Origin of the sequence: Pseudomonas sp. W5-36 (assembly GCF_046540455.1) — a bacterium.
Classification (GTDB): Bacteria; Pseudomonadota; Gammaproteobacteria; order Pseudomonadales; family Pseudomonadaceae; genus Aquipseudomonas; species Aquipseudomonas graminis_B.
Window position 1 is genome coordinate 67439 of sequence record NZ_JAXCIQ010000009.1, and the last position, 25012, is coordinate 92450.

Below are 25012 nucleotides of genomic sequence, written 5' to 3' on the forward strand. Positions count from 1 at the left end.
TTGGGCTGTGCAGTTTTTTAATGGAGGAACAAGAATGGCTGAAATAAGCAAAGTCTCCGCCGAGTTGGTAGAGCAGATCAAAGCGCTAAGTCGCCAGGGAATCGCCTTACTCGGCCTTACTGGGGATGATGCGCCGGCCGATGTGGTTGCGGCGATTACGGAGCGGGTGCGCAATTGCAAAGCGACTGGCACAACGCTGTCCGAGGAGGAAATGTACGCGCTTGGAGCGTTGCTAGGTAACCAGTACGTAGAAGGGCAAGGCTGGCACTGGGGCGATGTCGTTTGGGATTATGATGAGACGACTGCTGCTGTAGGAGTGCTCAACCACGACAACTCTTTGTTCATCAATCCTATTGGCTGGGTGGCTAAGGTGATGGAGTCCGAGGGTGGTGTTGGCTTTATGCTGAACTACAGCTTGGTGAGCGTACACCAGGTTCCGGTTCGCGAGCCTGATAGCGCGACAGGCCTGTACTGACGCCTCACTCTAAAGAAGGGTGCCGAGCTCAAATTGAACGCTGGTCTTCCTGAATCGACCAGCCGCTACCTGCATTGCCAATAGCAATGCACTTCAAGAGCCTCCTAAGCCAGATAGCTTTCCACCCAATCAAGGAAGATCCATGGGCCAAGTCGATATTCAACTGATCACCCATCTGCACCCGCAAATTCCGGTGTTGGAAAAAGAGGCTGTTGAAGAAGGTTTCAGGTTTCTGACCCGGCTGATTACCGAGTGGGACTCCGGGATCAATCGCTTCAATGCCCGCGGCGAATGCCTCATGGCCGCATATCGAAACCAGCAGCTAATAGGCATCGGAGGCCTTTCAGTTGATCCCTACGCCGACAAGAACATGGCGAGGTTGCGACGGGTCTACGTCAGCGCTTCATCAAGGCGGCATCACGTGGGACAGACGTTGGTAAAGGCGCTTGTTGCACATGCCGCGCAGCGCTTTCAGAGCGTGTGCCTTTTCACCGATACCGCTGTTGGCGATGCGTTTTATCTGAAGTGTGGCTTCTTGGGCATAGATGATGATCATGCCACCCACGTGATGTGCTTGAGCAACATCTGACTCTGCCGGGAATGTCTCTGCGTAGGCACCTCACGTTGCGACATTAAGCTATCCGCGATGTCCGGCTGCGAGACCCTGATTCAGTTCAATTCCGTCTACACGTGTGTAGAGCTGGGGCCCGTAGACAATATTCATTCTTTTTCAGGTACGAACATTTCGGCTTTAGAAGACACCCGGGGATCTTGGCATAGCTCTGTGAGCGCTTTCAGCGAATGCCCGAATACCTGAAAGTAGATATTCTCCACCTCGTTATCGTCGTCAAGAAATATGGACATACTAATAGCGTTGCCTACGTATCTTTTGATCCCTAAGTACATTTCGACAAAGTCGAGCTTCAATTCCTCAATCAAGTGCTCTGCAATATCCTTAGATAGTCGCTGAGAGCTCTCAAACTCCCATCCATCCTCGCGTAAGAGTTTAACAGCCCCGATAGGAACCAAAAAAGCAGCTATGTATTTTTGCTTCATCACTTTTGTACCTACACCCACGTGACTCGTAGAGACTGTCATGTAGCCGCATAGTCACGACGGATAGCGCTCTTGAAGGTACTCGTCAATGTACTCTGCTATAGGCTTAACCGTACCCAATTCGAACAACTCACCGGTATTCCGGTCAATCAGAAATGGGCTATTTCCCGCTAACTGATCAGACGAATCACCAGTTCGTAAATACTCAGCTGACTGATAGCAAAAGAACCACCCCTCCGCGAACTCACCTTCATGCGTAATCTGCAAGGGTATCTCTGAATCCTCAAGATACTCTTTCGCCTTAGTCAGAGCATATTCATAGTCGAACATCAATAGGTCCTCAACAACTGCAATGCCCGCCTGCCATTCAGCTTGATAAAACGCAGACCTGACGCTTTCGACACGGCGGATATTCAGGCTAAGGGACGGGGCAGGTTCGCCCCAATGATTTCTAAACTGAGCACCACCTTGGTAGCCCATTTCCTGCCTTATTCGGTCTTCGATCTGATGCCACGAAGGCACGATATGCCAAAAGAACATTCAACGTCTCCCTGACAATTCCCAGCTTGGGACGCCGCTCGCTTTTTATCATGGTTAAGCGAGTGCAAGAAATTTGGAAACTGAGTATTTCATGACCCAAACGGCCGCCCTAGGTCCCGCCTTCCCGCGATCACGTAGGACGCTTCTGAACTTAAGCAATATCGTCCGCCCCCTCAAGCCGCGCTTTGCGGCGGAGTGTGGTAGACCGATACGGTATCTGAGGAACCCGACGTCGCAGCGTGATAGCTGGATGCGTCGTCAACCGAGCAGTCATCTGCCCGCACCGAGGGTTGAGCCTGGAGCGGGGCGGGTGCCGCCAAAAATGCGGACCCAGGTCTCGCTGCCTCCCTGGAGGGGCCGCCGCTGACCGGAGGTTGCGCCGAGCACTGCCTGTCGGAGACTTGGTAGAGGAGGGTGCCGTGTTCTCGGCATTTGTGGTCCGGTTGCCAGTGAGGCTGTTTCACTGGAGAGAGTTCGAGTCAGAGGGGACTCGTTAGGCGTTCACCACAGCGCCGTTACCGGGTTCCGTCTCGGCGTCCTCTATGACCGCTACGGTCAGGTGGTCGAATTTCTCTGCCAAGCGCCTAAAGTGGCGCTCAGGCTGGGATCCCTATAAAGAATCGCGCTGGGGTTTACCAGCAGCGGATAGGGCACTGCTAATGCCGGTACGTTTTTTTTGTTCTGCCAGGCTCAGTCATCGTCGCGAGTCGTGATCAGGCCGCATTTCCACTAGCATCCTCAAACGTCACCTTGTCGAAATCCAAAACCTTATTCATCACATCCAGAGCACTACCCTTACCTTCAACCGTATTGGTCTTGTAGTTGAAATCAAGTGAAATCCAGCCCTGCAACTTCGCCTCATAATTATTAGGGTATTGGGCCTGCTCAATTGCGGGCAGATTATTGTAGTGGTCGAGTGCGGCAGTAAAAAAATCTGTCAGTTTTCCCGTCCCATTATATTCGGCGATCGAACTGGCTACGATTTTCTGCCGCCAAGCATATTCCTGATCAGATGACTCACTCCACGCCGCGCGGCGTTCATTAGTCGTAAAACTTCCACTATCATCATAAATAATCAGTGAAAGCTGATCGCTCGACATTCCAGCAAACGGGTTCTTGCCGCTGCCATTTAAAAATTGCGTAGCATTGCTCGCACGCGCCAACAACACAGGATCTTGAGTGTCAGGCACTTCAGCGTCATTGGCTTTCTTGTTGGTAAAGTAACCGTCGCCGGAAATCTTACTCAAAAGCTCACTCGCTTTCGCACCAAGCTCCTTCCTGCTTAAACTCGAATCCCTTTCAGTCGCAAGCGCGGCACTCTTACTCAACTGCACAGAGAGCGAAGAAAAGCCACGGGCCTCTTTGGGGCGATCAACAGCAGCTTTTTCAACTGAGGTTTGGCTTTTCGTTATTGATTCAGTTGGGGCTGTCGCCACATTGAGAACTTGTGAACCCGAAAGTCCATTTGAGTTAATTGAAATGACCAAAATAAGACGCTCCCTGTTGTCAGCCATCCCAAATTACGTGGGCTGTAAAATATCATCGGCAGCGCTCTCAAAACCTGAAACGCTTTACGTTGAATGGGCAAACGAAATCGGCGTAGGCCAAGCGTGTAAGCATGGCCAGCAGTACGGCCCCGTCCGAAGATTCACTCAAACCGGGCTTTGCGGCGGAGTGTGGTAGACGGATCCGTTATCTGACGAACCCGACGCCGCAGTGTGATAGCTGGATGCGTCGTCGACCGAGGAACTATCCCGCGGCACCCAGGGTTGAGCCTGAAGCGGGGCAGGTGCCGCCGAACACAGCAGCGGCGCCCACAGTATTGACGGCGTGTTTCGCCAATGAACTCAAGGCCGGGTGCTGTTTGCTCAAGGCGTTGACCGCCGCGCCTTTACCGGCTTCCGACGCGGCGAAGCCACCGGTCAGCGTGGCGACATTGACGGCACCGGAAGGGGTGAAAGTAGCTTTCGCGGTTCTCGATACCGCGCGGAGCGGATCGTTCGCCAAGTTGCGGCTGGCGTTGGCCAGACGTCCCGCTCCATTGGCGAGAGGCGTACCGACGGTTTTCGCGTCCCGCAATGCCCTCAACGCGTCGAGCGATTGGGTTTCCTGACTCAGGTCCTGTTTGGGCTCGGCATCTCTTCATCCGAACAGCAGCGTGGGGCTAATAGTTCCTTGGTCGGGGTGCCGATTGTTAGCGAGGTTCCCGGCACCAGTCCTGGCAGCGAGACCACCCGCAATAGCAAGGGCTGTGTCCACAATGGGCTCGGCCTTCGGATTGATCGCCGCCACCACCGAGCCAACCGCCGTCCTGATGCCATTCCGGATCGTGAACGTCTGCGCCTCTTTGGCGTTCTGGATGGCCAGGTTCGCGGTGGTATCGATAGTCTTCAGGGCGACGTTCAACGACTCATGCAGTTTGTCCTCGGGCGCATGCAGGTAGTAGGCGTCTTCTCGAAGTTTCTTCATGGAAGCGCCGCCCCTGATCCATCACTGACGCTGCCGCGAGTGAAATCGTCCCCAGGGCTGCCGCTTTTGCCACCGGGTTTTGTATGTTTGCCCCGATTCCCGTGATCACCGGAATGGCCGCCTGAATCGACGACGCCACCGCAAAAGGCACGCCGCCAGCTGTACCCGACACCATTGAAGCGTTGCGGTCCATCTTCTCGGCTTTTTCCATCAACGTTCCAAGCTCTTGGAACGAGATGTTCTCCTCCATCAGCTTGTTGACGCGGCTCTCTATGATTTGATCGATTTCTTCCTGGTGCCCCGATTCCGGATCCAGACGATCCTTGTAGGGCTGGAACTGACTGCTCAGGTAGGTCGTGAGCAAATGCTTCATCTCACGGGCTTGGGTCAGCGCGGCTGCGCTGACCTCACCGGATTGAGGATGACCCTGCCCCACGGAAGCGTGGCCGGTGGCGGATGTTGAGTTTGACCGTTGCTGAAGTTCGATGGAGGGTGACGAAACGAGGGGGTTGCTGGCCAGACACGCGCATGGTGAGGTCCTCTCTGGTTCTGGGGATGCAGCCCGATATCGCTGCTATCAATGATGGTTTGCCAGAGGGTGTTTGGCCGAGTGCGGTGTTCCGGTTCCTGTTGGAACAGAGGTATTTGACGGTTGTGTTTCAGGGTGATGACTATTTCCTGTCGACGAAAGGGTGCATGAAAGGAGCCAGGTTTAGCGTGAGTGGCACACAGGGGTATCCACGTTAGGTAGGCCGCGGAAGCAGCGGAAGATATTCGATTGGAGGAAGAAGCATCACATTCAGCAGAGGGCTAAAGCCTTGGTCGTAGCCGAGACACTGTAGTTAATAGGCTTATCATTTCAGCCAATACGCAGCCACCAAATCAAAAAACCTTCCGCCAGCTCAGATGCGACGTTGATTCGGCAGCCGTTGTGAACAGTGTGGAAGTACTCATAGTCACAACCACGGGGCAACTCCAGCCAGCCGAACCGGCAGCTACCGGCCAAAAGCAGCCCTTTTGCAAATCTCCAAGCGCGTTTACAAACCAGATACCGGCACAAGTTTAGGCGAGACGTCATGACACTTTCCAAAGGCGACATCATAAAGCTGATCGATGTTGACCAAGCAAAGGTAGTGCTCTCTGATTGGCTGAACTCCCGGGAGGCGGCTCCTGGAGATATCGCGGAAGTGGAAGAGATTTCAATGGGTGAAGCTGGATGTATCGCTCGCTTGCTGTGCGAGTCACATGCAGGATCTCTCGAATGGAGAGCCTCATATTTTGAGGCTGGATTGACCTATGAGGTGCTTCGTAGCTATCCCAATGATGTCCCCTCTAGAATGCCTGTTCGGGTCCGACTTCCACCTGTCGCCACAGTCAGCTTAGGGTCGATAGCTGTTGGTTATGCCTATGGGCCAGAAAGCAGACAATGCAATGAGGCAGAAACCGCTCGAATTACGTATAGACGTCCGGGTTCAACGGCCCGCGGGCGTTAATCAACAAGGAATATTTGATGTCGGAAGACAATTTTGAGGTGCTGCTTGAAACGGCCATGGCCGCGTTGACGAGCAAGCAGGAAGCATTACAGCAACAGTACGGTTTGGGGGGCATGGCGCGCTGGTGGCTCGATCAGGACACCGCCTCCCTCAGCTTTTTCGATGAACTGGACAGGAAGGTCGCCGAAGCGCTGATTATCAATATCGGCTCCTTTGTACCGAAGCAATCAAGCTGGAAATGGGCTTGGAGTAACCCCACCGTGCCTGATGAACTTCGCGAGCGGGCGTCGCCGCTCAAGGAGCTACAAGCCATTACGGGTTTTGAGTTGTTTGGCGACGAAGAGGCGTTTTCTATCGAGGATGAAGCCATGGCGTGGGAGCTTGCTGCCTTTGCGGTTCAACACTTGAAAGCAGTGGGTTGTTACCGAGCACCTTCTTCGTCCGATGGACCGACGATTTACCTGGCAATTACCGAATTGAAGCGCATTAAGCACTGATGCATGCAATTTCTTGACCCAGTCCTGATTCTATTCGCCTCGCAGCGGGGGGCTGAGCTGGCCTTAGCCAGGCAGTGCTCACCAGACTCAGTTCTCGTGGGCCTATCCCCAACTGCGCGCAATTCCCAGGATCACTGTTCCTAGCCGATCTCATCCTGGCGCCACTGGCAGCTATGGGTCGAAAGCAGCCGGTCGTGGCTGACCGCTTTCGACCCATGGCAGCCAGTGGAGACATGCAGATAGCGGTAAAAAGCATACCTTGAAAAGGTGCCATTTCACATGCGGAGCTATCAAGGACTTCGCATTTGTTAAGTTCAGCTAGTTCCTACCATATACCTCACCCCGCTGCTGAAGGGCGACGAAGGCGGCTGCTGTTATCAGTTTATCTGTCCAGTTCCTGGTTAACCATATGGTCAGAGACGCGCCGGATAGGTGCCACCACAGCATCTGTTGACTTGTGTTTTGTTTGGTCAGGTGATCAGAAGCAACCCACCAGGCGACTCGCATATTCCTATCAGTTTTCCCTTTCAAAATGAAAAGGTCGTACAGATACGTATACGGACTTAACGGCACTATTACCGGCTCGCCTGAGACTTTGGCGAGGCTCCATACCCACTCACGCTGCGGTGCCGATATACCCTGAGGTGGCGGCACAGGGTATTGCGAAATTCTATAAAGGCCGACCCAATAGGCACCCCAGGGTAGGATGAGCGCGAGTCCGAGAATTCCGATGAGCAAAAGGCCGACACCACGCATCATGAGGAAAGAGTCCTTTTGCCAGAAATTGACCATCGTACATCAGTAACTTCTGTTTCTGGCGGAAAACGATAGGTCGTGGCTGATCGCTTTAGACCCAGAACATGTAACAACGTCGGTCAAAAATTGCAGCATGCCTTCACACAAGAAATCTGAAACGTTACGCTGAGTCTACGGACTAGGATTTCGCATAGAAACGCGGGCTTTCGATCTGTTAGGGTCTTGGAGAACGTTATCGAACAGCCAGGACCTAAGGCGACCGGGGCGACCGAGTGATTTTACGGCGAAGCGGGCGCGATCCTGTAAACGCCCTTGTCGTGGTACCTTGCGGCTGGTGTAGAGCACGTCATTTAAAATAAGGCAGCACATGGAAAGTGCAATCTGGTCTCCGACTCACATCATCTCTTTTGGCATAGGCTTTCTGGTCGGCAGCTTGCTACGACTCGTGCTCAATCAGTTTAAGTCCCTGGTATCCCGCCTGGAAGGGCCGCAGGCCCAGGGTTTCTCCAACTATGCATTCTGGATTGTAGCAGGGTGGGTTCTACTGGCCAGCTACCTGCTTTACATACGAAACAGTCCTATTGGGTCTCAACTTCATTTGGCCGGGGCCCTGTACGCGGGGGCCTTATTGCCATTTGCCGCTCAAGCGGGGCTATTCGTCTGGATCAAAAGAGCCTTGCACCGTTCGACTCACACTGGTCCCCACGAGCCAATGGCTTTCCATGCTCTGACCAACCTTGAACGCCTGGCACTTTCAAGCCAATCACTGTCCCACCTGGCTATGTTGGTGTGGTGTGTCTCGCTGTTCCTGCCGGTGTTTGCAAAGTCGCCATACAAATACGAGTCGGGCGGCGAGGTGTTGCTTGGGGGTTGGATGGGTATAGTGGTTCTGCAATTCGCCTGGTTTGCCAATCCACTTTTCTTGTTTGCCTACGTCCGTTTGCAGAATGGCCATGGCGCGATCACCTACGCAGCCATTGCATTGGCGGTTTCCTTGGAAACCTTCCTGAACGTGCCATTTTTAGGGGCATATGGATATGGCTGGGGGATGATTTTGTGGTTCGTCAGTTTGGCGCTGTTGTTTGCCGCAGCGGGTGCTCATGAGTTGCGTGGTGGCCTGCGGCCTACGCTCGAAAATCATGGCTGGATGCGTACCTTCGGTATCGCGTTGGCGGCGGGGATCGCAGTCGCTGGTATAGGGCTGTCTGCAATTGACCACTCTGGGGCGAACCAAGCGGAAACTGCGCGCATGGCAAATGTTGCGATCAAGCGAGGTGCGGTTTGTCGCCTGGAGCCTGTATCCGTTTCTCCGCTGGTGACTCCTCTTGCCGGGGCTGTGGAAATCAAGCAGATGAGCGCGGGCTCACAGGCCAAGTCGAACGAACTCAGTGTGGTGCGCAATCTGCTGTCTTGGGGTTTCCCGGTTCTGAGGATGGATGGACGTGACTTTTTCTACATTCGCAGCGACCGGGAATCGTTGCTCAGTTCCGTGCCCGCACGGGGGGCACCTGGCGCTACCTTGGAGGTCGGGGGGACTCGGGAAGAAGTTCAGCTGCGCTTGTTTGATAATCAGCATCGCCCATTGCTGGAGCAGCATTGGTTTCTCCAAAACAAGGGGGAAGGCTATTGCCCCGACTACTACCCTGACCCAACTCCCGAACAGCCACCTCGCGCGATCATCAGCGCGGCGTTAAGAATCGTTGCCCCAGCGGTTGAACGCAGGCAGGCTGCCATACAGACGCGCTTGGCCGGCGAGGTAGTCGGGCGCAGTCAAGGTTCCCCAAGCAAACCCCGGCCTATCCGCAACGCTAATTGTGGTCAAGATACGGGTTGGAGGGAGTCTGAACGACTAAGTAACGTTCTCACGTCCGCCCGCGCTCAAGGCTTTTGGATAGGGGAGCAGGCTTTCTATCCGTCCACCCAGTTTTATGGCAAGGCGCTGTGTCAAGGAGAAACTATTTACCTGTACGACGCCTCGCTACCGAGCGCAGGCCAGGCGTACCTTACGTTAGAGAAGCGGCGACGAGCCGGCCTTTTGCTTGTAGGCAGCACGTTTATAAGCATCAAGGATGCAGCGATAGCCGGAGACACATTGCAATTGGAAAGCGTGGAAGAGTCCAGCCAAGGCCTCATTATTGAAGTCAGCAGTCCCTCATTGGGGTTGAGTTTTCGTGTGAAGGCAGGGGTTGGCTTGTAGCTCCACAGTCCGAGTACGATTGTGGGTGATGTGCTCTTCTGGCCCGCGAAGGGCAGTTATCGACCCATAGCTGACGGACAGCTGTATTTAAGAAAGCAGGGGGGCGGTTCAGTGTTCACAGACGAGATGCAAACTCTTGGAGTCGGTCGAACAGCCTGAACCCGACATAGTCAGGTTTACGCTTGTACAGCAACCGATAATAGCAATCCCAGTAGCTAATCATTCGGTCCCGTGTGGCCTGAAAATACCTCGGGTTGTCTCTGATGAAAGCGCCGTAAAGCACAGGGTCAAGCATGGACAAGTGGGATTCGCAGGTGTCGAGCATCTCGATCACATACTCGCCAGTGAGCTGAACAACGAATGGAACAACCCAGGGTTCGGAGACCGAGAGGATGCGCTCAAGTTGGCGCTGGCGCACATAGCCATTGTGGTGCCTGGTCAGTAGGCATGAGTACATAATGCCTAGCGTCCGGCTTAGAGACCTACCATCCTGCTCGCTGCCCTGGTGGTGGATTCGGTATGGAATGACCACACGATTTTTGTCTGCTGTGACCTCTATGCCTCGATGATCAGCAAATCGAGTATCGCCCATGACCAAGCTCAGACGAGCTGCCTCCAATTTCAGGTAGGGAGGAAAGGCGTCAGCGATTGATTTCGGCGTGGCTGAAGTTTGTAGCGTGACATCGCTTTCCATGGCGAACCTTTTTCTGCTTATTCTGCTTTTACGAAAAGTCTTTTATTTAGGATAACGGCTCAAGCCGTGCCCGTCTGCTATTGGCCGAAAGCTGTCTTTCGCGAAGGGCAGCTTCGGGGCGATAACTGCCACTCCAAGGACCGCTAAACAGATACGGCCCAGAACTCAGCGAAGCATCTGCGCACTATTTTTTCGCAACTGTGGCTGCGCTCAGTTCTACCCACCACATCTGCACCCCCCACTGGCTTCACTCCCCCCAGTGCTCTACATTGCACCATCACCAAACACCCGCCGAGCCTTCAAAAATGCCTGCCTCCCGCCCAACCCTCCACCCTCAAGTCCTTCGCGCTGGCGACGCCGTGGCGCTGGTGTCCCCAGCCGGCCCGGTCGCCGAAGCCCGGGTGGAAGCAGCCGTGCGGGAACTCACGTCCTGGGGATTACGCCCCCGCGTCTACCCCCACGCTCTGGACAATATCGGGTTCCTGGCAGGCACCGACGCCAATCGCATTTCCGATCTAAACGACGCCCTGGCCGACCCTGAAATCCGCGCCGTGCTCTGCAACCGGGGCGGCTACGGCGTTCAACGCATCCTCGGTCAACTCGACTACGACGCCGTCCGCCGCGACCCAAAACTGGTAGTCGGTTTCTCGGACATCACCGCCTTGCACGCCGCACTCTGGACCCACACAGGCCTCGCCACAGTCCACGGCCCAGTCGCCGCGCAGCTTGAGAAGGGCGGCATCTTTGCCAGCACGCTCAAGCACGCATTGATGAGCACCGAGCCTTCCATCATTCATGCCGACCCGGCTGAACCCACTTTCACCGTGCGTACGTCGGGGACGGTGGAGGGTGTCTTGCTTGGTGGCAACTTGAGCATGCTGAGCACCTGCATCGGCACGCCGTTCATGCCCGACTTGGAGGGCGCGATCCTGCTGCTCGAAGACGTAGGCGAGCTGGCGTATCGGGTTGACCGCAATATCACTCACTTACTCAATTGCGGGATTCTGCAACGACTCGGCGGTATCGCGTTGGGTCAGTTCAGCGAGCCCGGTCACGGCAATAACCCGATCCGGCCGCCCGATGTCTTGATCGAGCGTCTGGGTGATCTGGGCATTCCGGTGCTGGGCGGTCTGTCCATCGGCCATGGCGACCCCAATCTGGCGGTGGCATTGGGCAGTCGTGCGGTGCTGGACACCGAGGCGGGTACGCTAACTGTGGCCCCGGCCACGCGCTAGTACGACGATGACCATTCTGTTAGCGACTTCGATCTAGCTTTTTGCCATCATTCTGCCGTCAAGACCTTGTTTTGCCCCGTGGGCATTGCGAATCTTCACGGATATTGATTGGCCGTGCGCGGGTGGCCTTGCCATGTGCGCCCTCAAGCTGTGGAGCGGAAACTGATGATGTCAGCCGTGAAGACGCGTTTCGCCAATCTGGGGATGGCCAAGAAGCTGGGCATTGGGTTCGTGCTGGTGCTGCTGTTGACGGCGCTGGTCGCTTCCATCGGGGTCTGGTCGTTGCGTTCCATCAGCGCGCATTTCGACAGCCTGAAGGCGATGACGGCACTCAACGGCGACGTGAATCGCGTGCGGTTGCTGGAGCAGGATTACGCCTTGCACGGCGATCCGAAGGTGGTCGATCAGGTTCGCACCGGACTCGATGGCCTGACTGCCCAGGCGGAGCAGCTCAAGGCGAGCGCGCCGATCAACGAGCAGGTGATGGGCCAGGTGCAGCAAGCGCTGGCGGCCTATCGTGCGTCGTTCGACGAGTTTGTCAGCATCAGTCAGAGCAAGGACCTGGCGCTGGAAATGGCCAGTTGGTCGGTGTCCAGCGTTGCCAATAACCTCGACGTGTTGCAGGCGGGGCTTGCCGACGACGGTGCTTACACGCTGAAGGATTCCCAGGGCCAGCAGGGCGCGGAATTCATTGAGCAGGCCGGTCAGGTCAGCCAGGTGTCGAAACTGATGATGCAGGCCATGGATGAAGCCCGGGTGCGCCTCGACAAGAGCCGCAAGACGGGCTCGGGCGAGGAGGTCAAGACCGGCAAGATCGAGCAGGCGGTGCAGGCCCAGGAACTGGCCGAGCAGCTCAAGGGCGTGATCAAGGACGCCGGTTACCTCACGGTGCTGACCGAAGTGGGCGGGCACATCAGCAATTTCAGCGACAAGCTCAACGAATACACCGGGCTGCTGGAGTCGGAAGCGAAGGTCTCGCAACAACTGGCGAGCAACGCCAAAGCCGTGGTGCAGCAGGTCAATCAGGCCTATGACGCGGAAGGCCAGTCGATGCAGAGGGAGTTGCAGGCCAACGCGATGATGATCATCGGCTCGTCCTTGTTGGCGCTGCTGGTCGGGCTGATCGCGGCGTTGGTGATAACGCGCCTGATCGTCGCGCCGCTTCGCAGCGTGATTGCCACGGCCCAGCGGATTGCGGCCGGGGACCTGAGCCGCACCGTGAACGTCACCCGCAAAGATGAAATCGGCCAGTTGATGCAAGCGATGCAGCAGATGGGCGCAGGCTTGAGCACCATCGTCAGCGGGCTGCAGGCGGGCATCGAGCAGTTGGCGACGTCCGCCCATTCCCTCTCGGCGGTCACGGAGCAGACCAATCTGGAAGTCAGCAGCCAGAAGGAAGAGACCGAGCAGGTGGCGACGGCGATGAACCAGATGACCGCCACCGTTCACGACGTCGCACGCAACGCGGAGGAAGCGGCGCTCGCGGCGCAGACTGCCGACACCAAGGTCGATTCCGGCCAGGCCGTGGTGCGCCAGAGCATGCAGCGGATTGAACAGTTGGCGTCGTCGTCCCGTTCCGCCAGCGATTCGATCGAGAACCTCAGCGCGGAAATCCACAACATCGGCACAGTGCTCGGCGTCATCAAAAGCGTCGCCGAGCAGACCAACCTGCTGGCGCTGAACGCGGCCATCGAAGCGGCGCGGGCGGGGGAGCAGGGCAGGGGCTTTGCGGTGGTGGCCGATGAAGTTCGCGCGTTGGCCAAGCGCACGCAGCAGTCCACGGAAGAAATCGAGCGGCTGGTTACCCGCCTGCAAAGCGGCGCCCAGGCGTCAGTGGCGCAGATTCAGAGCAGTGGCGAGCTGGTCAAACTGGCGGTGAGCGACGCCCTCCAAACCGAGAGCGCGCTGGGCAGCATTGCCGCGGCCGTGTCGATGATCCAGCAGATGAACCAGCAGATTGCTGCTGCGGCGGAAGAGCAGAGTTCGGTGGCGGAAGAGATCAACCGCAGCGTCACCAGCATCCGTGCCAGTGCCGATCACTCCGCGCTGGCGATGCAGGGCAACGCGGCGTCAAGCATCGAACTGGCATCACTGGGGTTGGAGCTGAAAGGCATGGTCGGGCACTTCAAACTGTGAATCCGGCGGCCCGTTCTTTGGGCCGCGCGGCATCATCCTCAGGCCTTGCGGCCGTTCAATATCACCAGCGTCAATACCCCCGCGACAATCCCCCAGAACGCCGAACCGATGGAAAACAGCGTCAGCCCCGACGCGGTGACCATGAAGGTGATCAGCGCGGCTTCGCGTTCCTTGGGCTCGTTCATGGCCACGGTCAGGCCGTTGATGATCGAGCCGAACAGGGCCAATGCGGCAATCGACAACACCAGTTCCTTGGGAAATGCCGCGAACAATGCCGCCAGCGTCGCGCCGAACACCCCCGCGATGGCGTAGAAAATCCCGCACCAGATTGCCGCCGTGTAGCGCTTGTCGCGGTCTTCGTGGGCGTGGGGGCCGGTGCAGATGGCGGCGCTGATGGCCGCGAGGTTGATGCCGTGGGCGCCAAAGGGCGCAGTGATCAGCGAGAGGATGCCGGTGGCCGTGATCAGGGGCGAGGCGGGGACCTGATAACCGTCTGCGCGCAGCACTGCGACGCCCGGCATGTTCTGCGAGGTCATGGCGACGACGAACAGCGGGATGCCGATGCTGACGGTCGCAGCGATGGAGAATGAAGGCGTGGTCCACGCCGGCATCGCCACTTCCAGAGCGAAGCCGCTGAAGTTCAGCAGGCCGAGCATGCCGGACAGCGCGACACCGACCAGCAAGGTCACCAGCACGGCGTAGCGCGGCGAGTAGCGCTTGACGATCAGGTAGGTGAAGAACATGCCCAGCACCAGGCCGGTGCGGTGTTGCGCGGCGACGAAGATTTCGCTGCCGATCTTGAACAGAATGCCCGCCAGCAGGGCCGCCGCCAGTGACGTCGGCAGACGCTTGACCAGCCGTTCGAAGCTGCCGGTGATGCCGCAGATGATCACCAATACCGCGCAGGTGATGAACGCGCCGATCGCTTCAGGGTAGGCGACGCCGCCCAGGCTGGTGATCAGCAATGCCGCGCCCGGCGTCGACCATGCCACGGTAATCGGCGAGCGGTAGCGCAGCGACAGGCCGATGCTGCACACCGCCATGCCCATGAACAGCGCCCAGATCCACGAGGAAATCTGCGCCGAGGTCAGCCCGGCGGCCTGACCGGCCTGAAACATCAACACCAGCGAACTGGTGACGCCGGTCATCATGGCGATGAAGCCGGCAACGATGGCGGAGGGCGAAGAGTCGGTCAGCGGTCGCAATGGCGCGAGGGGCACGTCAGTCATGCGGGTCTATCCTTGGCGCAACGGTTGAACAGAGCAGCCAGCCTATACGCAGTGGTCATGTCCCGTTGCAATACAGCCGTCGGCGCAATGGTCGGCACAGTTTCGGCAGTGCCCTGTAACGCGGCCGATCAGCCGCGGGTCATCGTGTTGCCCAGCGCCTGATTCACCGCCATCCAGCCATCCACCGCTTCACGCCCGGCTTCGGCGAACACCCGTTGCAACAGCTTGACCTGCTCGCGGCGCAACGACTCTTCAAACGTGCGGCCCTCGGCGGTCAGCTCCAGCAGGCGCTTACGTTTGTCGTCCTCGGGCGCGACGCTGAGCACCAGTTCCATCTCGATCAACTGCCGCAGCGGCGTGTTCAGCGCCTGCTTGCTCACCCCCAGCTTGCCGAGCAGTTCCTTGACGCTCAGGCCCGGATAGCGGGCGATGAAAAACACAATGCGCTGGTGCACCCGACTCAGGCCACGGCGGTCGAGCATTTCATCGGCCTTGGCGGTGAACGCCTGGTAGCCGAAGAAAAACGCTTCCATGGCAATTTGCTGGGTCGATGAATTTTTAAGGTCAAGCATATTGACGTATCCGTGCGCGGCATCGTAATTTCGGTCAAGCAGTTTGACGTATTCCCCTTTCTTTCCGCCAGCGGTGATCCGATGCCATTTTCCGAACGCGTTACCCGTTTGAAGAGTTCACTGATTCGCGAAATCCTCGCCGCCGCCCAGCGCCCGGAGATGATGTCGTTCGCGGGCGGATTGCCGGCCGAAGCCATGTTGCCGAACAGTGAATGGTCTGACATGCCGCGCAGCGTCGGCCAGTACGGCATGAGCGAAGGCGAGCCGCAGTTGCGTGAAGCGCTGGCCGCCCAGGCCCGGGCGTTGGGCATCGACTGCGACGCGAGTCAGGTGATGATCGTCAGCGGTTCCCAGCAGACGCTGGACCTGGCCGCCAAGCTGTACATCGACAAGGGCACCGAAATCCTCCTCGAAGCGCCGACCTATCTGGCCGCGCTGCAGATCTTCCAGCTGTTCGGCGCCGACTGCCTGACCGTCCCGTTGCTCGCCGAAGGCCCGGACCTTGCAGCGCTGCGTCAGCGACTGGAGCAGCACTCGCCGTCGTTCGCGTACCTGATTCCCACGTTCCAGAATCCGTCGGCGGTGCGTTACAGCGAAACCGCGCGGGATGCGGTGGCGGCGTTGCTCGACGAATTCGGCGTCACGCTGATCGAAGACGAGCCTTACCGCGAGCTGACGTTCGACGGCGGCAGCGCGCGGCCCATCGCCAGCCGCCTGAAAACAGCCAGCTGGATCTACACCGGCACCGTGTCGAAAACCCTGATGCCGGGCTTGCGCGTCGGCTACCTGATCGCCACGCCTGACCTGTTTCCGCATCTGCTCAAGCTCAAGCAATCGGCGGATCTGCACACCAATCGCGTGGGGCAATGGCAGGCGTTGCAGTGGATCGGCAGCGAGCACTACGAGCAGCATCTGCTGGAGCTGCGCAGCTTCTACCGGACCCGTCGCGATGCGTTTGAGGCCGCGCTGCAGCGGCACTTCGCGGATCTCGCTGAGTGGAACAGCCCTCAAGGTGGACTGTTCTTCTGGCTGACCCTTAAACACAAGCTCGACACCCGCACCTTGCTCGACAGCGCGCTGGCGCAGAATGTGGCGTTCATGCCGGGCGAGCCGTTCTTTGCCGACCCGGACGCCAACCCGGGGTATCTGCGGCTGAACTTCAGTCACATCGACCCCGAGCGCCTGGACGAAGGTTTGAAGCGGCTGGCCGACGTCATTCGGCAAACACAGCTTTCACAGGCGGCCTGATACATTACGCACACGCACGACCGGCAAGACTGACGGCACACGATTGAGGGGAGAGGGTTGATGTACAAGGTTTACGGCGATTACAACTCGGGCAACTGCTACAAGATCAAGCTGATGCTCAACCTGCTCGGCGCGGAATACGAGTGGGTGCCGGTGGACATTCTCAAGGGCGAGACCGAAACCGAGGCGTTTCTGGCGAAGAACCCGAACGGCAAGATTCCGGTCCTTGAGCTTGAAGACGGCACCTGCCTGTGGGAGTCCAACGCGATTCTCAACTTCCTCGCCGAAGGCACGCCTTACCTTCTCACCGAACCGCGGCTGCGCACGCAAATGCTGCAGTGGCAATTCTTCGAGCAGTACAGCCACGAGCCGACCCTGGCGGTGGCGCGCTTCATTCAGTTTTATCTGGGGATGCCAGAGGAGCGGATGGAGGAATACCACTCGCTGCACCGGCGCGGTAACAAGGCCCTGAAAGTCATGGAGCAGCAGTTGCTGCGCACGCCGTTTCTGGTGGGCGACAGTTTCTCCATCGCCGACATCGCGCTGTACGCTTACACCCATGTTGCCGATCAGGGCGGCTTCGATCTGGCGCAGTTCCCGGCGATTCAAGGGTGGCTCGCCCGGGTCAAGCAGCAACCGGGTTATGTCGGCATGCTGGACTGAGGTTTGGCGCTGTTCACTAAAAGGAGATGAGACATGCAGTACAGGATGATTGCAGTGGGAATGATGATGGCGTTGGGCATCGGCTGCTCGGCCCAGGCTCAGGACTGCGACGCCAATCAGGCGTCGATGAATCAGTGCGCGAGCCAGGAGTACAAGGCGCTGGACGCGGAATTGAACACCCAATACAACGCGCAGATGGGCTACCTGAAGACGCCGGCGCGCAAGAAGGCGCTGCAGGATGCGCAGAAGAAGTGGATCGCATTTCGTGACGCCGATTGCCAGTATCAGGCCGGCAAGCGGGAAGACGGCGGGAGCATGTGGCCTCTGGTTCAGGCGCAATGCCTGTCAGCGCAGACCAAAGTGCGGGTTGAGCAATTGAAGGCGTATACGGCGTGTCGCCAGGAAGGTTGCCCGAAGTAAAGGCGTAAGAGGCCAGGCGCTAAATCATCAGCGGCTGAAACGGCCCCTTCCCGGCTAAAGCCGGTCCTACTCAGCGCATGGGGTGTGTCAGTGGGACCGGCTTTAGCCGGGAAGAGGCCAGTCATTACACTGGATTACGTTGGAGCGGCGTTGACGCATCGGCTATGTAAGCAGCATCGTCAAACTGCGGAGAATCGCTTCTCCAGGTAATCAACGATCACCTTCGATTCATACATCCACACCGTCTGACCTTCTTCCTCGATCCGCAGGCAAGGCACTTTGATCCGGCCGCCGCCACTCAGCAATGCCTGGCGATCCGGCTCGTTGTTCTTCGCGTCACGAAGGGCCACTGGCACGTTCAAACGGCGCAGCGCCCGGCGGGTTTTCACGCAGAACGGGCAGGCGTGGAACTGATACAGCGTCAACGCTTTCGCCGACGCCTCAACGGCAGCCTGCGCTTCGGGAGAACGCTTCTTTTTGCTCGGCCGGGTCAGAAAATCGCCCGCGATCACGAGCTGTCCGAGACCGACTCTCACTGCTTTCATCAACACGCTAAAACCTCACTCGGCGGCACGAACCGCCAGACAGCCGCAGCCTGATGCTGCGGCCTTCAGGACGCCAGGATCACTTGATCAGGCTGAGAAACTCGGTGCGGGTCGCGGCGTTTTCGCGGAATTCACCCAGCATCACCGACGTGATCATCGACGAATTCTGCTTTTCGACGCCGCGCATCATCATGCACATGTGCTTGGCTTCAATGACCACCGCCACACCCAGGGCGCCGGTGACCTGCTGAATGGCTTCGGCGATCTGGCGGCTGAGGTTTTCCTGGATCTGCAGACGACGGGCGTACATGTCGACGATGCGCGCGACCTTCGACAGGCCCAGCACTTTGCCGCTCGGGATATAGGCGACGTGGGCCTTGCCGATGAAGGGCAGCAGATGGTGTTCGCAGAGCGAATACAGCTCGATGTCCTTGACCACCACCATTTCGCTGTTGTCGGAGCTGAACAGCGCACCGTTGGTGACTTCTTCGAGGGTTTGCTCATAGCCGCGGCAAAGGTACTGCATGGCTTTGGCTGCGCGTTTCGGGGTGTCGCGCAGGCCTTCGCGGGAGACGTCTTCGCCGAGTTGACCGAGGATGGCGGTGTAGTTCTGTTCCAGAGTCACAGGGGTGTGTTCCGTGTGGGTTCAAAAAACGCAGGGTTGCAGGCCTGCAAAGGCGCACATAGTAGCGTAGCTGGACGCGCAGGGGTACGACAGGCGGCCCGGACCCCTGCGGCATGGCGCCGCCGGGGCAGTGTCAGCTGACCTTTACCCAACCTTTACCGAGGGGATATGTCGGAATGTGTCGGCGTGATGTCTGACGTAACGGGTGACAGATGCCCGGATGAAGAGAGTGCTCATGATGGTTAGCCGAATCGCGAAAATCGCACTGGTGATTGCCCTGGCGTCGTCGGTTTCGGGGTGTTTTTTCGGACCGGGTTGGGGCCGCCACGGCGGTGGCTGGCACGAACACCGTTATTACGACGGCGGCCCCTACGATGGCGGGCGGGGCGGTTATGGGCCCGGACCTGGGCCGGGTTACTACCGCCGCTGATTGTCACTGATCATTTGAACGCGTAAAGCAAAGGCTGCGACGGGATTGCCCATGCCTCGCGGCCTTTTTTGTCGGCAGCTGCTTCGTACCTGTTTCGATACCTGATCGCTACCAAACCACGACGCGGATTCACGGGCGTGCGCTGTCAGAAGCAGCAGGTGATGAATGCCTGAGATCAAGCCCGTTTTGAGAGAGAAAACGAAATGTTGAGTCGTATAGCGAAAGTCGCGATGGTCATCGCGGTGATGTCAGCCATGTCCGGATGCTGGCCATTCTGGGGCCCGGGCGGCGGAGGCCACGGTGGTCACGGAGGCGGTGGCGGCGGTCACTATGAAGGTGGCGGCCCGGGTGGCGGCGGCGGTGGCGGCGGTCCTGGTCCAGGTCCGCGCTGATCGGATAAACGCTCAATGAGCGGTGGGAGCGGGCGGGTTGGCGCTCCCACAGGGACTGGTCAGCAAGTCCCCGCGTTACTCGTCACGCCCTTCCATCATGGTCCGCTTGAGGATCACGTACACCGCACCGGCGCCGCCATGCTTGGCGATGCACGATGCAAATCCCAATACCTGCTGATGCTGACGCAACCACGTGTTGACGTGGCTCTTGATCATCGGTCGCTTGCCGTCCAGCCGCACGGCCTTGCCGTGGGTGATGCGCACGCAGCGCACTTCAAGCTTGGCCGCCTCGGCCAGGAATTCCCACATCGTCTCGCGCGCCATTTCGACGCTCATGCCGTGCAGGTCCAGGCTGCCTTCGAAGCTGATCTGCCCAAGCTTGAGCTTGCGCATCTGGCCTTCCTGCACCCCGTCACGGGCCCAGTACAACGTGTCTTCTGGGCCGACATCGATCACGAACTGGTCTGACAGGCCATCAACGGTAATCGTCGCATCGGAACGCACGGTGGCCGCCTGACGAAGCTTGGCCAGGTTCTTACGGTCGGTTTTGGGTTTTCCTACGTCCGCATGTTCAGTCTTGATGGGCTTTACGCCGCGAATCTCACTTCTGAACAGGGAAAAATCGTCGTCTTGCATGGTGGTCTCCGCGAAGGGGGCCAGTTTAACCGCGTCACGCCATAATCGGCGCGACTATCGATGATTTAGACTCTCGATGATTAAACGGCAGCGGATGACGCGAAGGTCAGTCGTGTTTCTTCATCAGATGGGGAGACATGTTGAGTTCACCGGCACGACGACGGCGGCGGCGACTGCGGCGCCAGAACCAGATACCGACGTACAGCATCAGCAAACCGACAATCACCGTCACCACGGCGCCCGCCGGACTGGCGTTGAGTTCGCCCAGCGCAACAGGGTTGCCGATCAGACTGGCAATGCCGGCCATGGCCAACAGCACGCCAGCGGTGGCCAGAACGGCCGAAATCGCAGCGATTATGCGCATCCGCCAGCTGCCCTGGCCCTTGGGGCGCAGGCGACGGGCATCAAAACCATCGGATATTTTCATTCCGATTTCCTCTATGGGTATCGGCGCTCTGACCAGCGCAGTGTGGGGGTGGTTCCCGCCTGGCCAGGTTTCAGGGGCATCACGCATTGATTACGGATAGGCGGTCAGGTGAACGGGATTACCCTGCCTGACGACTGCATTTGTACGCCTTTTCTTCAGGAACTGCCGGAAAATGATCCGCGCGAGGGGCCTGCGCAGTCAGCTCGGTTGCAACAGCTCCTGTCGAGGGAGGAATCAGATCAGGTCTTTGGTCAGCGCCAGTTTGGCGAAGTTGTCATTCATGATTGCCATCTCCGCCTGCTGCACCAGCTCGGCTTTGATGACACCGCTCGGGGTCGGCAGGTCGCGGGTGGCGCAGGCGTCTTCAACCAGCGTGCAGCGAAACCCGTAATCCTTGGCCGCGCGCACGGTGGTGCTGACGCTGGAGTGGCTCATGAAACCGCAGACCACCAGGTCCAGACGGCCACGGCTTTCCAGCAGGCTGTGCAGGGTGGTGCGGTCGTCGGTGGAGACCGTGCCATTCAGCGCGTTGGGCAGGCGTTTTTCGATGATGACTTCATCACCCTGTGGCTGCAGTTCGGGGACAGATTGCCCGCGCTCGCCCTGGGGATCGAACATGCCGCCGACGGTGCCGAGATGGCGCACGTGAATGATCGGCGACTTCGCAGCACGGGCTGCGGCGACCAGTTTGACGATGTTGTTGATGGCGTCCTGAACGCCGGTCAGGGCCAGGGGGCCGCTGAGGTATTCCTTCTGCGCATCGATGATGATCAGCGTGGCATTACTCAATGTCGCCGCTGCGTATTCACGGCCACTGAGTTGAAACATGGTCTTTGGACCAGTGTTTGAAACAGACATCGGGGGGCTCCTTCGAGTGGGGCTTTTGCCACATTGTCCACTGGCAGAGCGATTCTGTGAATCGCCGTGCGCACAGACCTCGCTATTTTGCCGGGCTTCAAGCCGTCGAGCAGGTCGCGGTTGCTGTCATAGTGCCTGCAAAACGAGGCAAAGACTGCGGAAAATTTTGCGCGGGGCCGTCGCGCCCGGTGCGGGATCGTTTGTTGCGTGGATGGCTGATAGAATCGCCCGTCGTTTTTTCAAGGAGTCTGCCGTGATCACTTCCCGCCTGCGCACCCTGCGCGATCATATCCGTTGGGCTGTCAGCCGATTCCACGGGGAAGACCTGTTTTTCGGTCATGGCACCGACAACGCGTGGGACGAAGCTCGCCAGCTGGTGCTCGGCGCCCTGCACCTGCCGTGGGAAATTGCCGACAGTTACCTGGATTGCAACCTGGAAGACGAAGAGCTGGTGGCGGTTCAACACCTGATCAAGCGACGCATCGAAGAGCGCGTGCCCACGGCGTATCTGCTGGGTGAAGCGTGGTTCTGCGGGATGTCATTTATCGTGGATGAGCGCGTGCTGATTCCGCGCTCGCCCATCGGTGAACTGATCGAGCAGCGGTTCGCACCCTGGCTGGCCAGCGATCCGGCCCGCATTCTCGACCTTTGCACCGGCTCCGGCTGCATTGGCATCGCCTGCGCCGACGTGTTCCCCGACGCTGAAGTGGTGTTGGCGGATCTGTCGTTCGAGGCGCTGGAAGTGGCGAATCAGAACATCGAGCGCCATGGTGTGGATCAGCGCGTGTACACCGTGCAGGGCGATGGTTTCGACGGCCTGCCGGGCCAGCGTTTTGACCTGATCGTGTCCAACCCGCCGTACGTCGATGCCGAAGATTTCGCCGACATGCCCGACGAATACCAGCACGAACCCGAGCTGGCGCTGGCCTGCGGTGACGACGGCTTGAACCTGGTGCGGCGCATGCTGGCCCAGGCAGCGGACCACCTGGAGGAAAAGGGCTTGTTGATCGTGGAAGTTGGCAACAGCCAGGTTCACGTCGAAGCGCTGTACCCGGAAGTGGATTTCGCCTGGCTGGAATTCGAGCGCGGCGGCCACGGCGTGTTCATGCTGACAGCCGAGCAGTGCCGCAATCATCAGGACCTCTTCGCGGCGCGGATCTAGTCAGGCCATCCGCGGGCCTCTTCCCGGCTAAAGCCGGTCCCACGAGGACACGGCATCCATCCAGATTCACCGCGCATGCTGGATGTAGGACCGGCTTCAGCCGGGAAGGCGTCGGTCGTCACGCCGCAAATCTGATGGCGAGCACACAGGCCTCTTCCCGGCTAAAGCCGGTCCCACGAGGACACCGCATTCATCCAGATTCACCGCGCATGCTGGATGTAGGACCGGCTTCAGCCGGGAAGGCGTGGGTTGTCATCCCGGAAATCTGATGGCGAGCACACGGGCCTGGCTTAACGCCGGGTCACCGGTGCGTCGCAATCCAGATCAGCAGGCCGGCCTGAAACACGGCAAAGGTCACCAGGCAGGCGATGGTGAAGCGCAAGCCGGCGTCGTCCCGGCGGTATTTGTTGACCTTGTCTTCGGTCTTCTTGATCGTAACGTCCTGTTCCTGAATCCTCTGTTCGGCCTGTTGCAGCATCTGCGCGGCGTCGAGGATCTGCACGATCTGGATTTTGTCGGCGTTCCAGGTGTTATTCAGGTTGCCGACCTTGGCGTCTTTGATGGTGCCTTTCAGGTGCTGCGCATCGGCGTAGACGACTTCGAAACCCTGGGTCTTGAGGAAGTGATCACGACGCAGGCGCGTGTCCTCGTTGAGCGCATCCTTGTTGGCCAGCGCCACGCCTTCGATTTTGTACGCGGCACAACGTTTCTGCGCCCAGGTGATGCCCTGAGCCAGCATGAAGCGCCCCAGACCACGGTTCCACGGGTCGATCTGCAAACCGGATTCCGGGCCGACGCGGACGCTGCGATTGGCGTGGTCCACCCAGATATCCAGTCGATTCTGCTCTTTACGGACCTTCTGCCCCGGCAACTGATAGCTCATGCGCAGCAGGCTGAATTCCTTGTTATGGCGCTCGGCCTTGCCGAACTCGACGAACCGCAGCGGGCGTGCGCCGGTGGCGCGGTCGGTGGGCAGAGGCGCCAGACGCAGCATCGAGAAGTGCTCGGCGTGGACTTCTTCCCACAGCACAGGCGCGGCGACTTCGCCTTCTTTGGCATCGGTCGGATCGACCGCGTCGGTTTGCATGGTTGCTTCTGTCATCACGGCGATCCTGTTATCGACATTGCCTAGCACATGGCACCGGCACACGATGCCAGCAGACTGCTATCGGCCGTTTCTGACGAAGCTGAAGGGATCCTGCGTCGAGCTCGAATCGAAGAACACCGGCCTCAGGCGGCCGGTATCGAGTCGAGGAATTTCAGGATGCGATCGGTGACTTCGCTGGCCAGCGGCAGCTGTGGATCCTTGTAGGACGCCAACTGCCGCTTGATGTCCATCGGCACGATGCGCAGCACGTGGTTCATGCCGTCGATGATCGCCAGTTGCGAGTCGGGTTTGGCCTTGTGCAGCAGCTCGGCATCGCCCACGCCCACTTGCATGTCGTTGCGCCCCTGAATGATCAGCGTCGGGATCTTCAACTGCCCAAACGCCGCCGTCGGGTTCTGCCGGAACAATGAAATCAGATAAGGCTGCACACTCGGCCGGAACACCACCTGAAGGGGCTCGGGCACGTCGTTGTCGGTCTTGCCGGCTTTGATCTCTTCGATCAGTTGCTCACTGCGCGCCAGCAGCGGAGGAGGGAGGCGATCCTGCAGTTGCTCGCGGACCACTTGATCCACCGGGCGACCGGTGCCGGCTACCGAGATCAACGCCACGGCGCCCGCACGTTCTGCCGCCAGGGTGGCGACCAGCGCGCCCTCGCTGTGGCCCATCAGAATCAGAGGGCCCAGGCGCGAGTCGGTCTTGAGCTTGGCGGCCCAGGCGACCGCGTCGTCGACGTACTTTTCGATGCTCAAATCGCGCTCGTCCGGGGTGGCAGGGCGACTGGCCGCGACGCCGCGCTTGTCGTAACGCACGCTGGCGATGTTGTGCTTGGCGAGGATCAGCGCGAGACGCTTCATGCTGTCGTTGCGCCCGCCGTCGGAGTTGTTGCCGTCACGGTCGGTCGGCCCCGAACCGGCGATGATCAACACCACTGGCACGGGTTTGGTCGATTTGGGCAGCAGCAGCGTGCCGAACAGCTCGCCGGTCCCGGTGTCCAGGCTGATGGGGCGCTGCAGCACGACGGGCGTTCCGGCGTGGGCGATGGACGACAGCAGGGTCAGGCTCAAGATGATCGCTCGCAGCGGCCAGAAGCCGCGAATCAGGGGTAAGGCGCTTAGCATTGCAGGACCGTCATCAATAAAGTGTCAATTG

Annotated in this window: 27 protein-coding genes and 1 pseudogene; 12 read left to right on the plus strand and 16 right to left on the minus strand. The window is 58.7% G+C overall.

The annotated features are described in order from the left end of the window. The first annotated feature begins 34 nt into the window (after window positions 1–34). Entirely contained in the window at window positions 35–475 is a 441-nt protein-coding gene (locus SLW74_RS16190) for a hypothetical protein (RefSeq protein ID WP_410929497.1), read from the plus strand. A 142-nt stretch (window positions 476–617) separates the two neighbouring features. After that, on the plus strand, window positions 618–1064 hold the full coding sequence (locus tag SLW74_RS16195) for a GNAT family N-acetyltransferase (protein ID WP_410929498.1): 447 nt from the start codon (window positions 618–620) through the stop codon (window positions 1062–1064). A 131-nt stretch (window positions 1065–1195) separates the two neighbouring features. Here the strand turns inward: SLW74_RS16195 and SLW74_RS16200 are convergent, their stop codons facing one another. From SLW74_RS16200 to SLW74_RS16225, 6 genes are all read right to left on the minus strand, one after another. Beyond that, the gene (locus SLW74_RS16200; RefSeq protein WP_410929499.1) at window positions 1196–1531 is read right to left on the minus strand and encodes a hypothetical protein; all 336 of its coding nucleotides are present in this window, start codon (window positions 1529–1531) and stop codon (window positions 1196–1198) included. Window positions 1532–1585: 54 nt separating this feature from the next. After that, on the minus strand, window positions 1586–2071 hold the full coding sequence (locus SLW74_RS16205; RefSeq protein ID WP_410929500.1) for a YrhB domain-containing protein: 486 nt from the start codon (window positions 2069–2071) through the stop codon (window positions 1586–1588). Between the two features lie 713 nt (window positions 2072–2784). Beyond that, a complete protein-coding gene (locus SLW74_RS16210) occupies window positions 2785–3585 on the minus strand; it encodes a hypothetical protein (protein ID WP_410929501.1) in 801 nt (266 codons plus the stop codon). 235 nt (window positions 3586–3820) lie between these two features. Further along, window positions 3821–4150 (minus strand): hypothetical protein, encoded by a 330-nt coding sequence (locus SLW74_RS16215; protein WP_410929502.1) that lies wholly within the window; start codon window positions 4148–4150, stop codon window positions 3821–3823. 63 nt (window positions 4151–4213) lie between these two features. Beyond that, window positions 4214–4540: a hypothetical protein gene (locus SLW74_RS16220; protein WP_410929503.1), complete on the minus strand. Its 327-nt coding sequence runs from the start codon at window positions 4538–4540 to the stop codon at window positions 4214–4216. Next, window positions 4482–4913, minus strand: coding sequence for a hypothetical protein (locus tag SLW74_RS16225; RefSeq protein WP_410929504.1), 432 nt, complete (start codon window positions 4911–4913; stop codon window positions 4482–4484). The genes SLW74_RS16220 and SLW74_RS16225 overlap by 59 nt, the downstream gene beginning before the upstream one ends. A 1137-nt stretch (window positions 4914–6050) precedes the next feature. Between SLW74_RS16225 and SLW74_RS16230 the strand changes: the two genes are divergently transcribed. Both SLW74_RS16230 and SLW74_RS16235 read left to right on the plus strand, forming a co-directional pair. Beyond that, window positions 6051–6530, plus strand: coding sequence for a DUF6882 domain-containing protein (locus SLW74_RS16230; protein ID WP_410929505.1), 480 nt, complete (start codon window positions 6051–6053; stop codon window positions 6528–6530). A gap of 1123 nt (window positions 6531–7653) precedes the next feature. Beyond that, window positions 7654–9483, plus strand: coding sequence for a hypothetical protein (locus SLW74_RS16235; RefSeq protein ID WP_410929506.1), 1830 nt, complete (start codon window positions 7654–7656; stop codon window positions 9481–9483). A gap of 115 nt (window positions 9484–9598) precedes the next feature. Here SLW74_RS16235 and SLW74_RS16240 read toward each other — a convergent pair whose 3' ends face one another. Then, on the minus strand, window positions 9599–10177 hold the full coding sequence (locus tag SLW74_RS16240; RefSeq protein WP_410929507.1) for a hypothetical protein: 579 nt from the start codon (window positions 10175–10177) through the stop codon (window positions 9599–9601). Window positions 10178–10482: 305 nt separating this feature from the next. Between SLW74_RS16240 and SLW74_RS16245 the strand changes: the two genes are divergently transcribed. The 3 genes and pseudogenes from SLW74_RS16245 to SLW74_RS16255 all read left to right on the plus strand — a co-directional run bounded on the left by SLW74_RS16245 (window position 10483) and on the right by SLW74_RS16255 (window position 13548). Beyond that, a complete protein-coding gene (locus tag SLW74_RS16245) occupies window positions 10483–11412 on the plus strand; it encodes an LD-carboxypeptidase (protein WP_410929508.1) in 930 nt (309 codons plus the stop codon). Window positions 11413–12492: 1080 nt separating this feature from the next. Further along, window positions 12493–12687: pseudogene (locus tag SLW74_RS16250) on the plus strand (HAMP domain-containing protein); the annotation flags it as partial. Beyond that, window positions 12685–13548 (plus strand): methyl-accepting chemotaxis protein, encoded by an 864-nt coding sequence (locus SLW74_RS16255; RefSeq protein WP_410929563.1) that lies wholly within the window; start codon window positions 12685–12687, stop codon window positions 13546–13548. The pseudogene SLW74_RS16250 and the gene SLW74_RS16255, both read left to right, overlap by 3 nt. 38 nt (window positions 13549–13586) lie before the next feature. Here SLW74_RS16255 and SLW74_RS16260 read toward each other — a convergent pair whose 3' ends face one another. Both SLW74_RS16260 and SLW74_RS16265 read right to left on the minus strand, forming a co-directional pair. Further along, a complete protein-coding gene (locus SLW74_RS16260) occupies window positions 13587–14777 on the minus strand; it encodes a benzoate/H(+) symporter BenE family transporter (protein ID WP_296314553.1) in 1191 nt (396 codons plus the stop codon). Window positions 14778–14905: 128 nt separating this feature from the next. Further along, on the minus strand, window positions 14906–15349 hold the full coding sequence (locus SLW74_RS16265; protein WP_065989338.1) for a MarR family winged helix-turn-helix transcriptional regulator: 444 nt from the start codon (window positions 15347–15349) through the stop codon (window positions 14906–14908). Between the two features lie 81 nt (window positions 15350–15430). Here SLW74_RS16265 and SLW74_RS16270 point away from each other — a divergent pair, with 81 nt between their 5' ends. Genes SLW74_RS16270 through SLW74_RS16280 form a run of 3 tightly spaced genes read left to right on the plus strand, consistent with a single transcriptional unit; the run spans window position 15431 to window position 17680 of the window. Beyond that, complete coding sequence (locus SLW74_RS16270; protein ID WP_410929509.1) at window positions 15431–16597, plus strand: PLP-dependent aminotransferase family protein; 1167 nt, start codon at window positions 15431–15433, stop codon at window positions 16595–16597. A gap of 60 nt (window positions 16598–16657) precedes the next feature. Next, complete coding sequence (locus tag SLW74_RS16275) at window positions 16658–17260, plus strand: glutathione S-transferase family protein (protein ID WP_192134425.1); 603 nt, start codon at window positions 16658–16660, stop codon at window positions 17258–17260. Between the two features lie 33 nt (window positions 17261–17293). After that, on the plus strand, window positions 17294–17680 hold the full coding sequence (locus tag SLW74_RS16280) for a lysozyme inhibitor LprI family protein (protein WP_369319448.1): 387 nt from the start codon (window positions 17294–17296) through the stop codon (window positions 17678–17680). Between the two features lie 179 nt (window positions 17681–17859). On the opposite strand, the gene SLW74_RS16285 is transcribed toward SLW74_RS16280, so the two are convergent. Beyond that, window positions 17860–18225, minus strand: coding sequence for a glutathione S-transferase N-terminal domain-containing protein (locus SLW74_RS16285; RefSeq protein WP_410929510.1), 366 nt, complete (start codon window positions 18223–18225; stop codon window positions 17860–17862). A 79-nt stretch (window positions 18226–18304) separates the two neighbouring features. Further along, window positions 18305–18850: a GTP cyclohydrolase I FolE gene (gene folE, locus SLW74_RS16290; RefSeq protein ID WP_065989346.1), complete on the minus strand. Its 546-nt coding sequence runs from the start codon at window positions 18848–18850 to the stop codon at window positions 18305–18307. A gap of 235 nt (window positions 18851–19085) precedes the next feature. Between folE and SLW74_RS16295 the strand changes: the two genes are divergently transcribed. Continuing rightward, the gene (locus tag SLW74_RS16295; protein ID WP_410929511.1) at window positions 19086–19280 is read left to right on the plus strand and encodes a hypothetical protein; all 195 of its coding nucleotides are present in this window, start codon (window positions 19086–19088) and stop codon (window positions 19278–19280) included. A 467-nt stretch (window positions 19281–19747) separates the two neighbouring features. On the opposite strand, the gene SLW74_RS16300 is transcribed toward SLW74_RS16295, so the two are convergent. From SLW74_RS16300 to SLW74_RS16310, 3 genes are all read right to left on the minus strand, one after another. Next, a complete protein-coding gene (locus SLW74_RS16300; protein ID WP_065989376.1) occupies window positions 19748–20308 on the minus strand; it encodes a Smr/MutS family protein in 561 nt (186 codons plus the stop codon). A gap of 106 nt (window positions 20309–20414) precedes the next feature. After that, complete coding sequence (locus SLW74_RS16305) at window positions 20415–20735, minus strand: hypothetical protein (RefSeq protein WP_065989377.1); 321 nt, start codon at window positions 20733–20735, stop codon at window positions 20415–20417. Window positions 20736–20969: 234 nt separating this feature from the next. Continuing rightward, complete coding sequence (locus tag SLW74_RS16310) at window positions 20970–21593, minus strand: cysteine hydrolase family protein (RefSeq protein WP_410929512.1); 624 nt, start codon at window positions 21591–21593, stop codon at window positions 20970–20972. 253 nt (window positions 21594–21846) lie between these two features. On the opposite strand from SLW74_RS16310, the gene prmB reads away from it, so the two are divergent. After that, window positions 21847–22755 carry a 50S ribosomal protein L3 N(5)-glutamine methyltransferase gene (prmB, locus tag SLW74_RS16315; RefSeq protein WP_065989379.1) on the plus strand — a complete coding sequence of 303 codons (909 nt, stop codon included), beginning with the start codon at window positions 21847–21849 and terminating at the stop codon, window positions 22753–22755. Between the two features lie 301 nt (window positions 22756–23056). Here prmB and SLW74_RS16320 read toward each other — a convergent pair whose 3' ends face one another. Together SLW74_RS16320 and SLW74_RS16325 are read right to left on the minus strand one after the other, a co-directional pair. After that, on the minus strand, window positions 23057–23857 hold the full coding sequence (locus tag SLW74_RS16320) for a hypothetical protein (RefSeq protein WP_065989380.1): 801 nt from the start codon (window positions 23855–23857) through the stop codon (window positions 23057–23059). 128 nt (window positions 23858–23985) lie between these two features. After that, the gene (locus SLW74_RS16325; protein ID WP_065989381.1) at window positions 23986–24981 is read right to left on the minus strand and encodes an alpha/beta hydrolase; all 996 of its coding nucleotides are present in this window, start codon (window positions 24979–24981) and stop codon (window positions 23986–23988) included. Window positions 24982–25012 lie beyond the last annotated feature (31 nt).

Bases quoted from the DNA above. Each gene is read 5' to 3' on its own strand.
- SLW74_RS16190 (WP_410929497.1), top strand. From the start codon at position 35: ATGGCTGAAATAAGCAAAGTCTCCGCCGAGTTGGTAGAGCAGATCAAA.
- SLW74_RS16195 (WP_410929498.1), top strand. From the start codon at position 618: ATGGGCCAAGTCGATATTCAACTGATCACCCATCTGCACCCGCAAATT.
- SLW74_RS16200 (WP_410929499.1), bottom strand. From the start codon at position 1,531: ATGAAGCAAAAATACATAGCTGCTTTTTTGGTTCCTATCGGGGCTGTT.
- SLW74_RS16205 (WP_410929500.1), bottom strand. From the start codon at position 2,071: ATGTTCTTTTGGCATATCGTGCCTTCGTGGCATCAGATCGAAGACCGA.
- SLW74_RS16210 (WP_410929501.1), bottom strand. From the start codon at position 3,585: ATGGCTGACAACAGGGAGCGTCTTATTTTGGTCATTTCAATTAACTCA.
- SLW74_RS16220 (WP_410929503.1), bottom strand. From the start codon at position 4,540: ATGAAGAAACTTCGAGAAGACGCCTACTACCTGCATGCGCCCGAGGAC.
- SLW74_RS16225 (WP_410929504.1), bottom strand. From the start codon at position 4,913: ATGAAGCATTTGCTCACGACCTACCTGAGCAGTCAGTTCCAGCCCTAC.
- SLW74_RS16230 (WP_410929505.1), top strand. From the start codon at position 6,051: ATGTCGGAAGACAATTTTGAGGTGCTGCTTGAAACGGCCATGGCCGCG.
- SLW74_RS16235 (WP_410929506.1), top strand. From the start codon at position 7,654: ATGGAAAGTGCAATCTGGTCTCCGACTCACATCATCTCTTTTGGCATA.
- SLW74_RS16240 (WP_410929507.1), bottom strand. From the start codon at position 10,177: ATGGAAAGCGATGTCACGCTACAAACTTCAGCCACGCCGAAATCAATC.
- SLW74_RS16245 (WP_410929508.1), top strand. From the start codon at position 10,483: ATGCCTGCCTCCCGCCCAACCCTCCACCCTCAAGTCCTTCGCGCTGGC.
- SLW74_RS16255 (WP_410929563.1), top strand. From the start codon at position 12,685: ATGGGCGCAGGCTTGAGCACCATCGTCAGCGGGCTGCAGGCGGGCATC.
- SLW74_RS16260 (WP_296314553.1), bottom strand. From the start codon at position 14,777: ATGACTGACGTGCCCCTCGCGCCATTGCGACCGCTGACCGACTCTTCG.
- SLW74_RS16265 (WP_065989338.1), bottom strand. From the start codon at position 15,349: ATGCTTGACCTTAAAAATTCATCGACCCAGCAAATTGCCATGGAAGCG.
- SLW74_RS16270 (WP_410929509.1), top strand. From the start codon at position 15,431: ATGCCATTTTCCGAACGCGTTACCCGTTTGAAGAGTTCACTGATTCGC.
- SLW74_RS16275 (WP_192134425.1), top strand. From the start codon at position 16,658: ATGTACAAGGTTTACGGCGATTACAACTCGGGCAACTGCTACAAGATC.
- SLW74_RS16280 (WP_369319448.1), top strand. From the start codon at position 17,294: ATGCAGTACAGGATGATTGCAGTGGGAATGATGATGGCGTTGGGCATC.
- SLW74_RS16285 (WP_410929510.1), bottom strand. From the start codon at position 18,225: ATGAAAGCAGTGAGAGTCGGTCTCGGACAGCTCGTGATCGCGGGCGAT.
- SLW74_RS16295 (WP_410929511.1), top strand. From the start codon at position 19,086: ATGATGGTTAGCCGAATCGCGAAAATCGCACTGGTGATTGCCCTGGCG.
- SLW74_RS16300 (WP_065989376.1), bottom strand. From the start codon at position 20,308: ATGCAAGACGACGATTTTTCCCTGTTCAGAAGTGAGATTCGCGGCGTA.
- SLW74_RS16305 (WP_065989377.1), bottom strand. From the start codon at position 20,735: ATGAAAATATCCGATGGTTTTGATGCCCGTCGCCTGCGCCCCAAGGGC.
- SLW74_RS16310 (WP_410929512.1), bottom strand. From the start codon at position 21,593: ATGTCTGTTTCAAACACTGGTCCAAAGACCATGTTTCAACTCAGTGGC.
- SLW74_RS16320 (WP_065989380.1), bottom strand. From the start codon at position 23,857: ATGACAGAAGCAACCATGCAAACCGACGCGGTCGATCCGACCGATGCC.
- SLW74_RS16325 (WP_065989381.1), bottom strand. From the start codon at position 24,981: ATGCTAAGCGCCTTACCCCTGATTCGCGGCTTCTGGCCGCTGCGAGCG.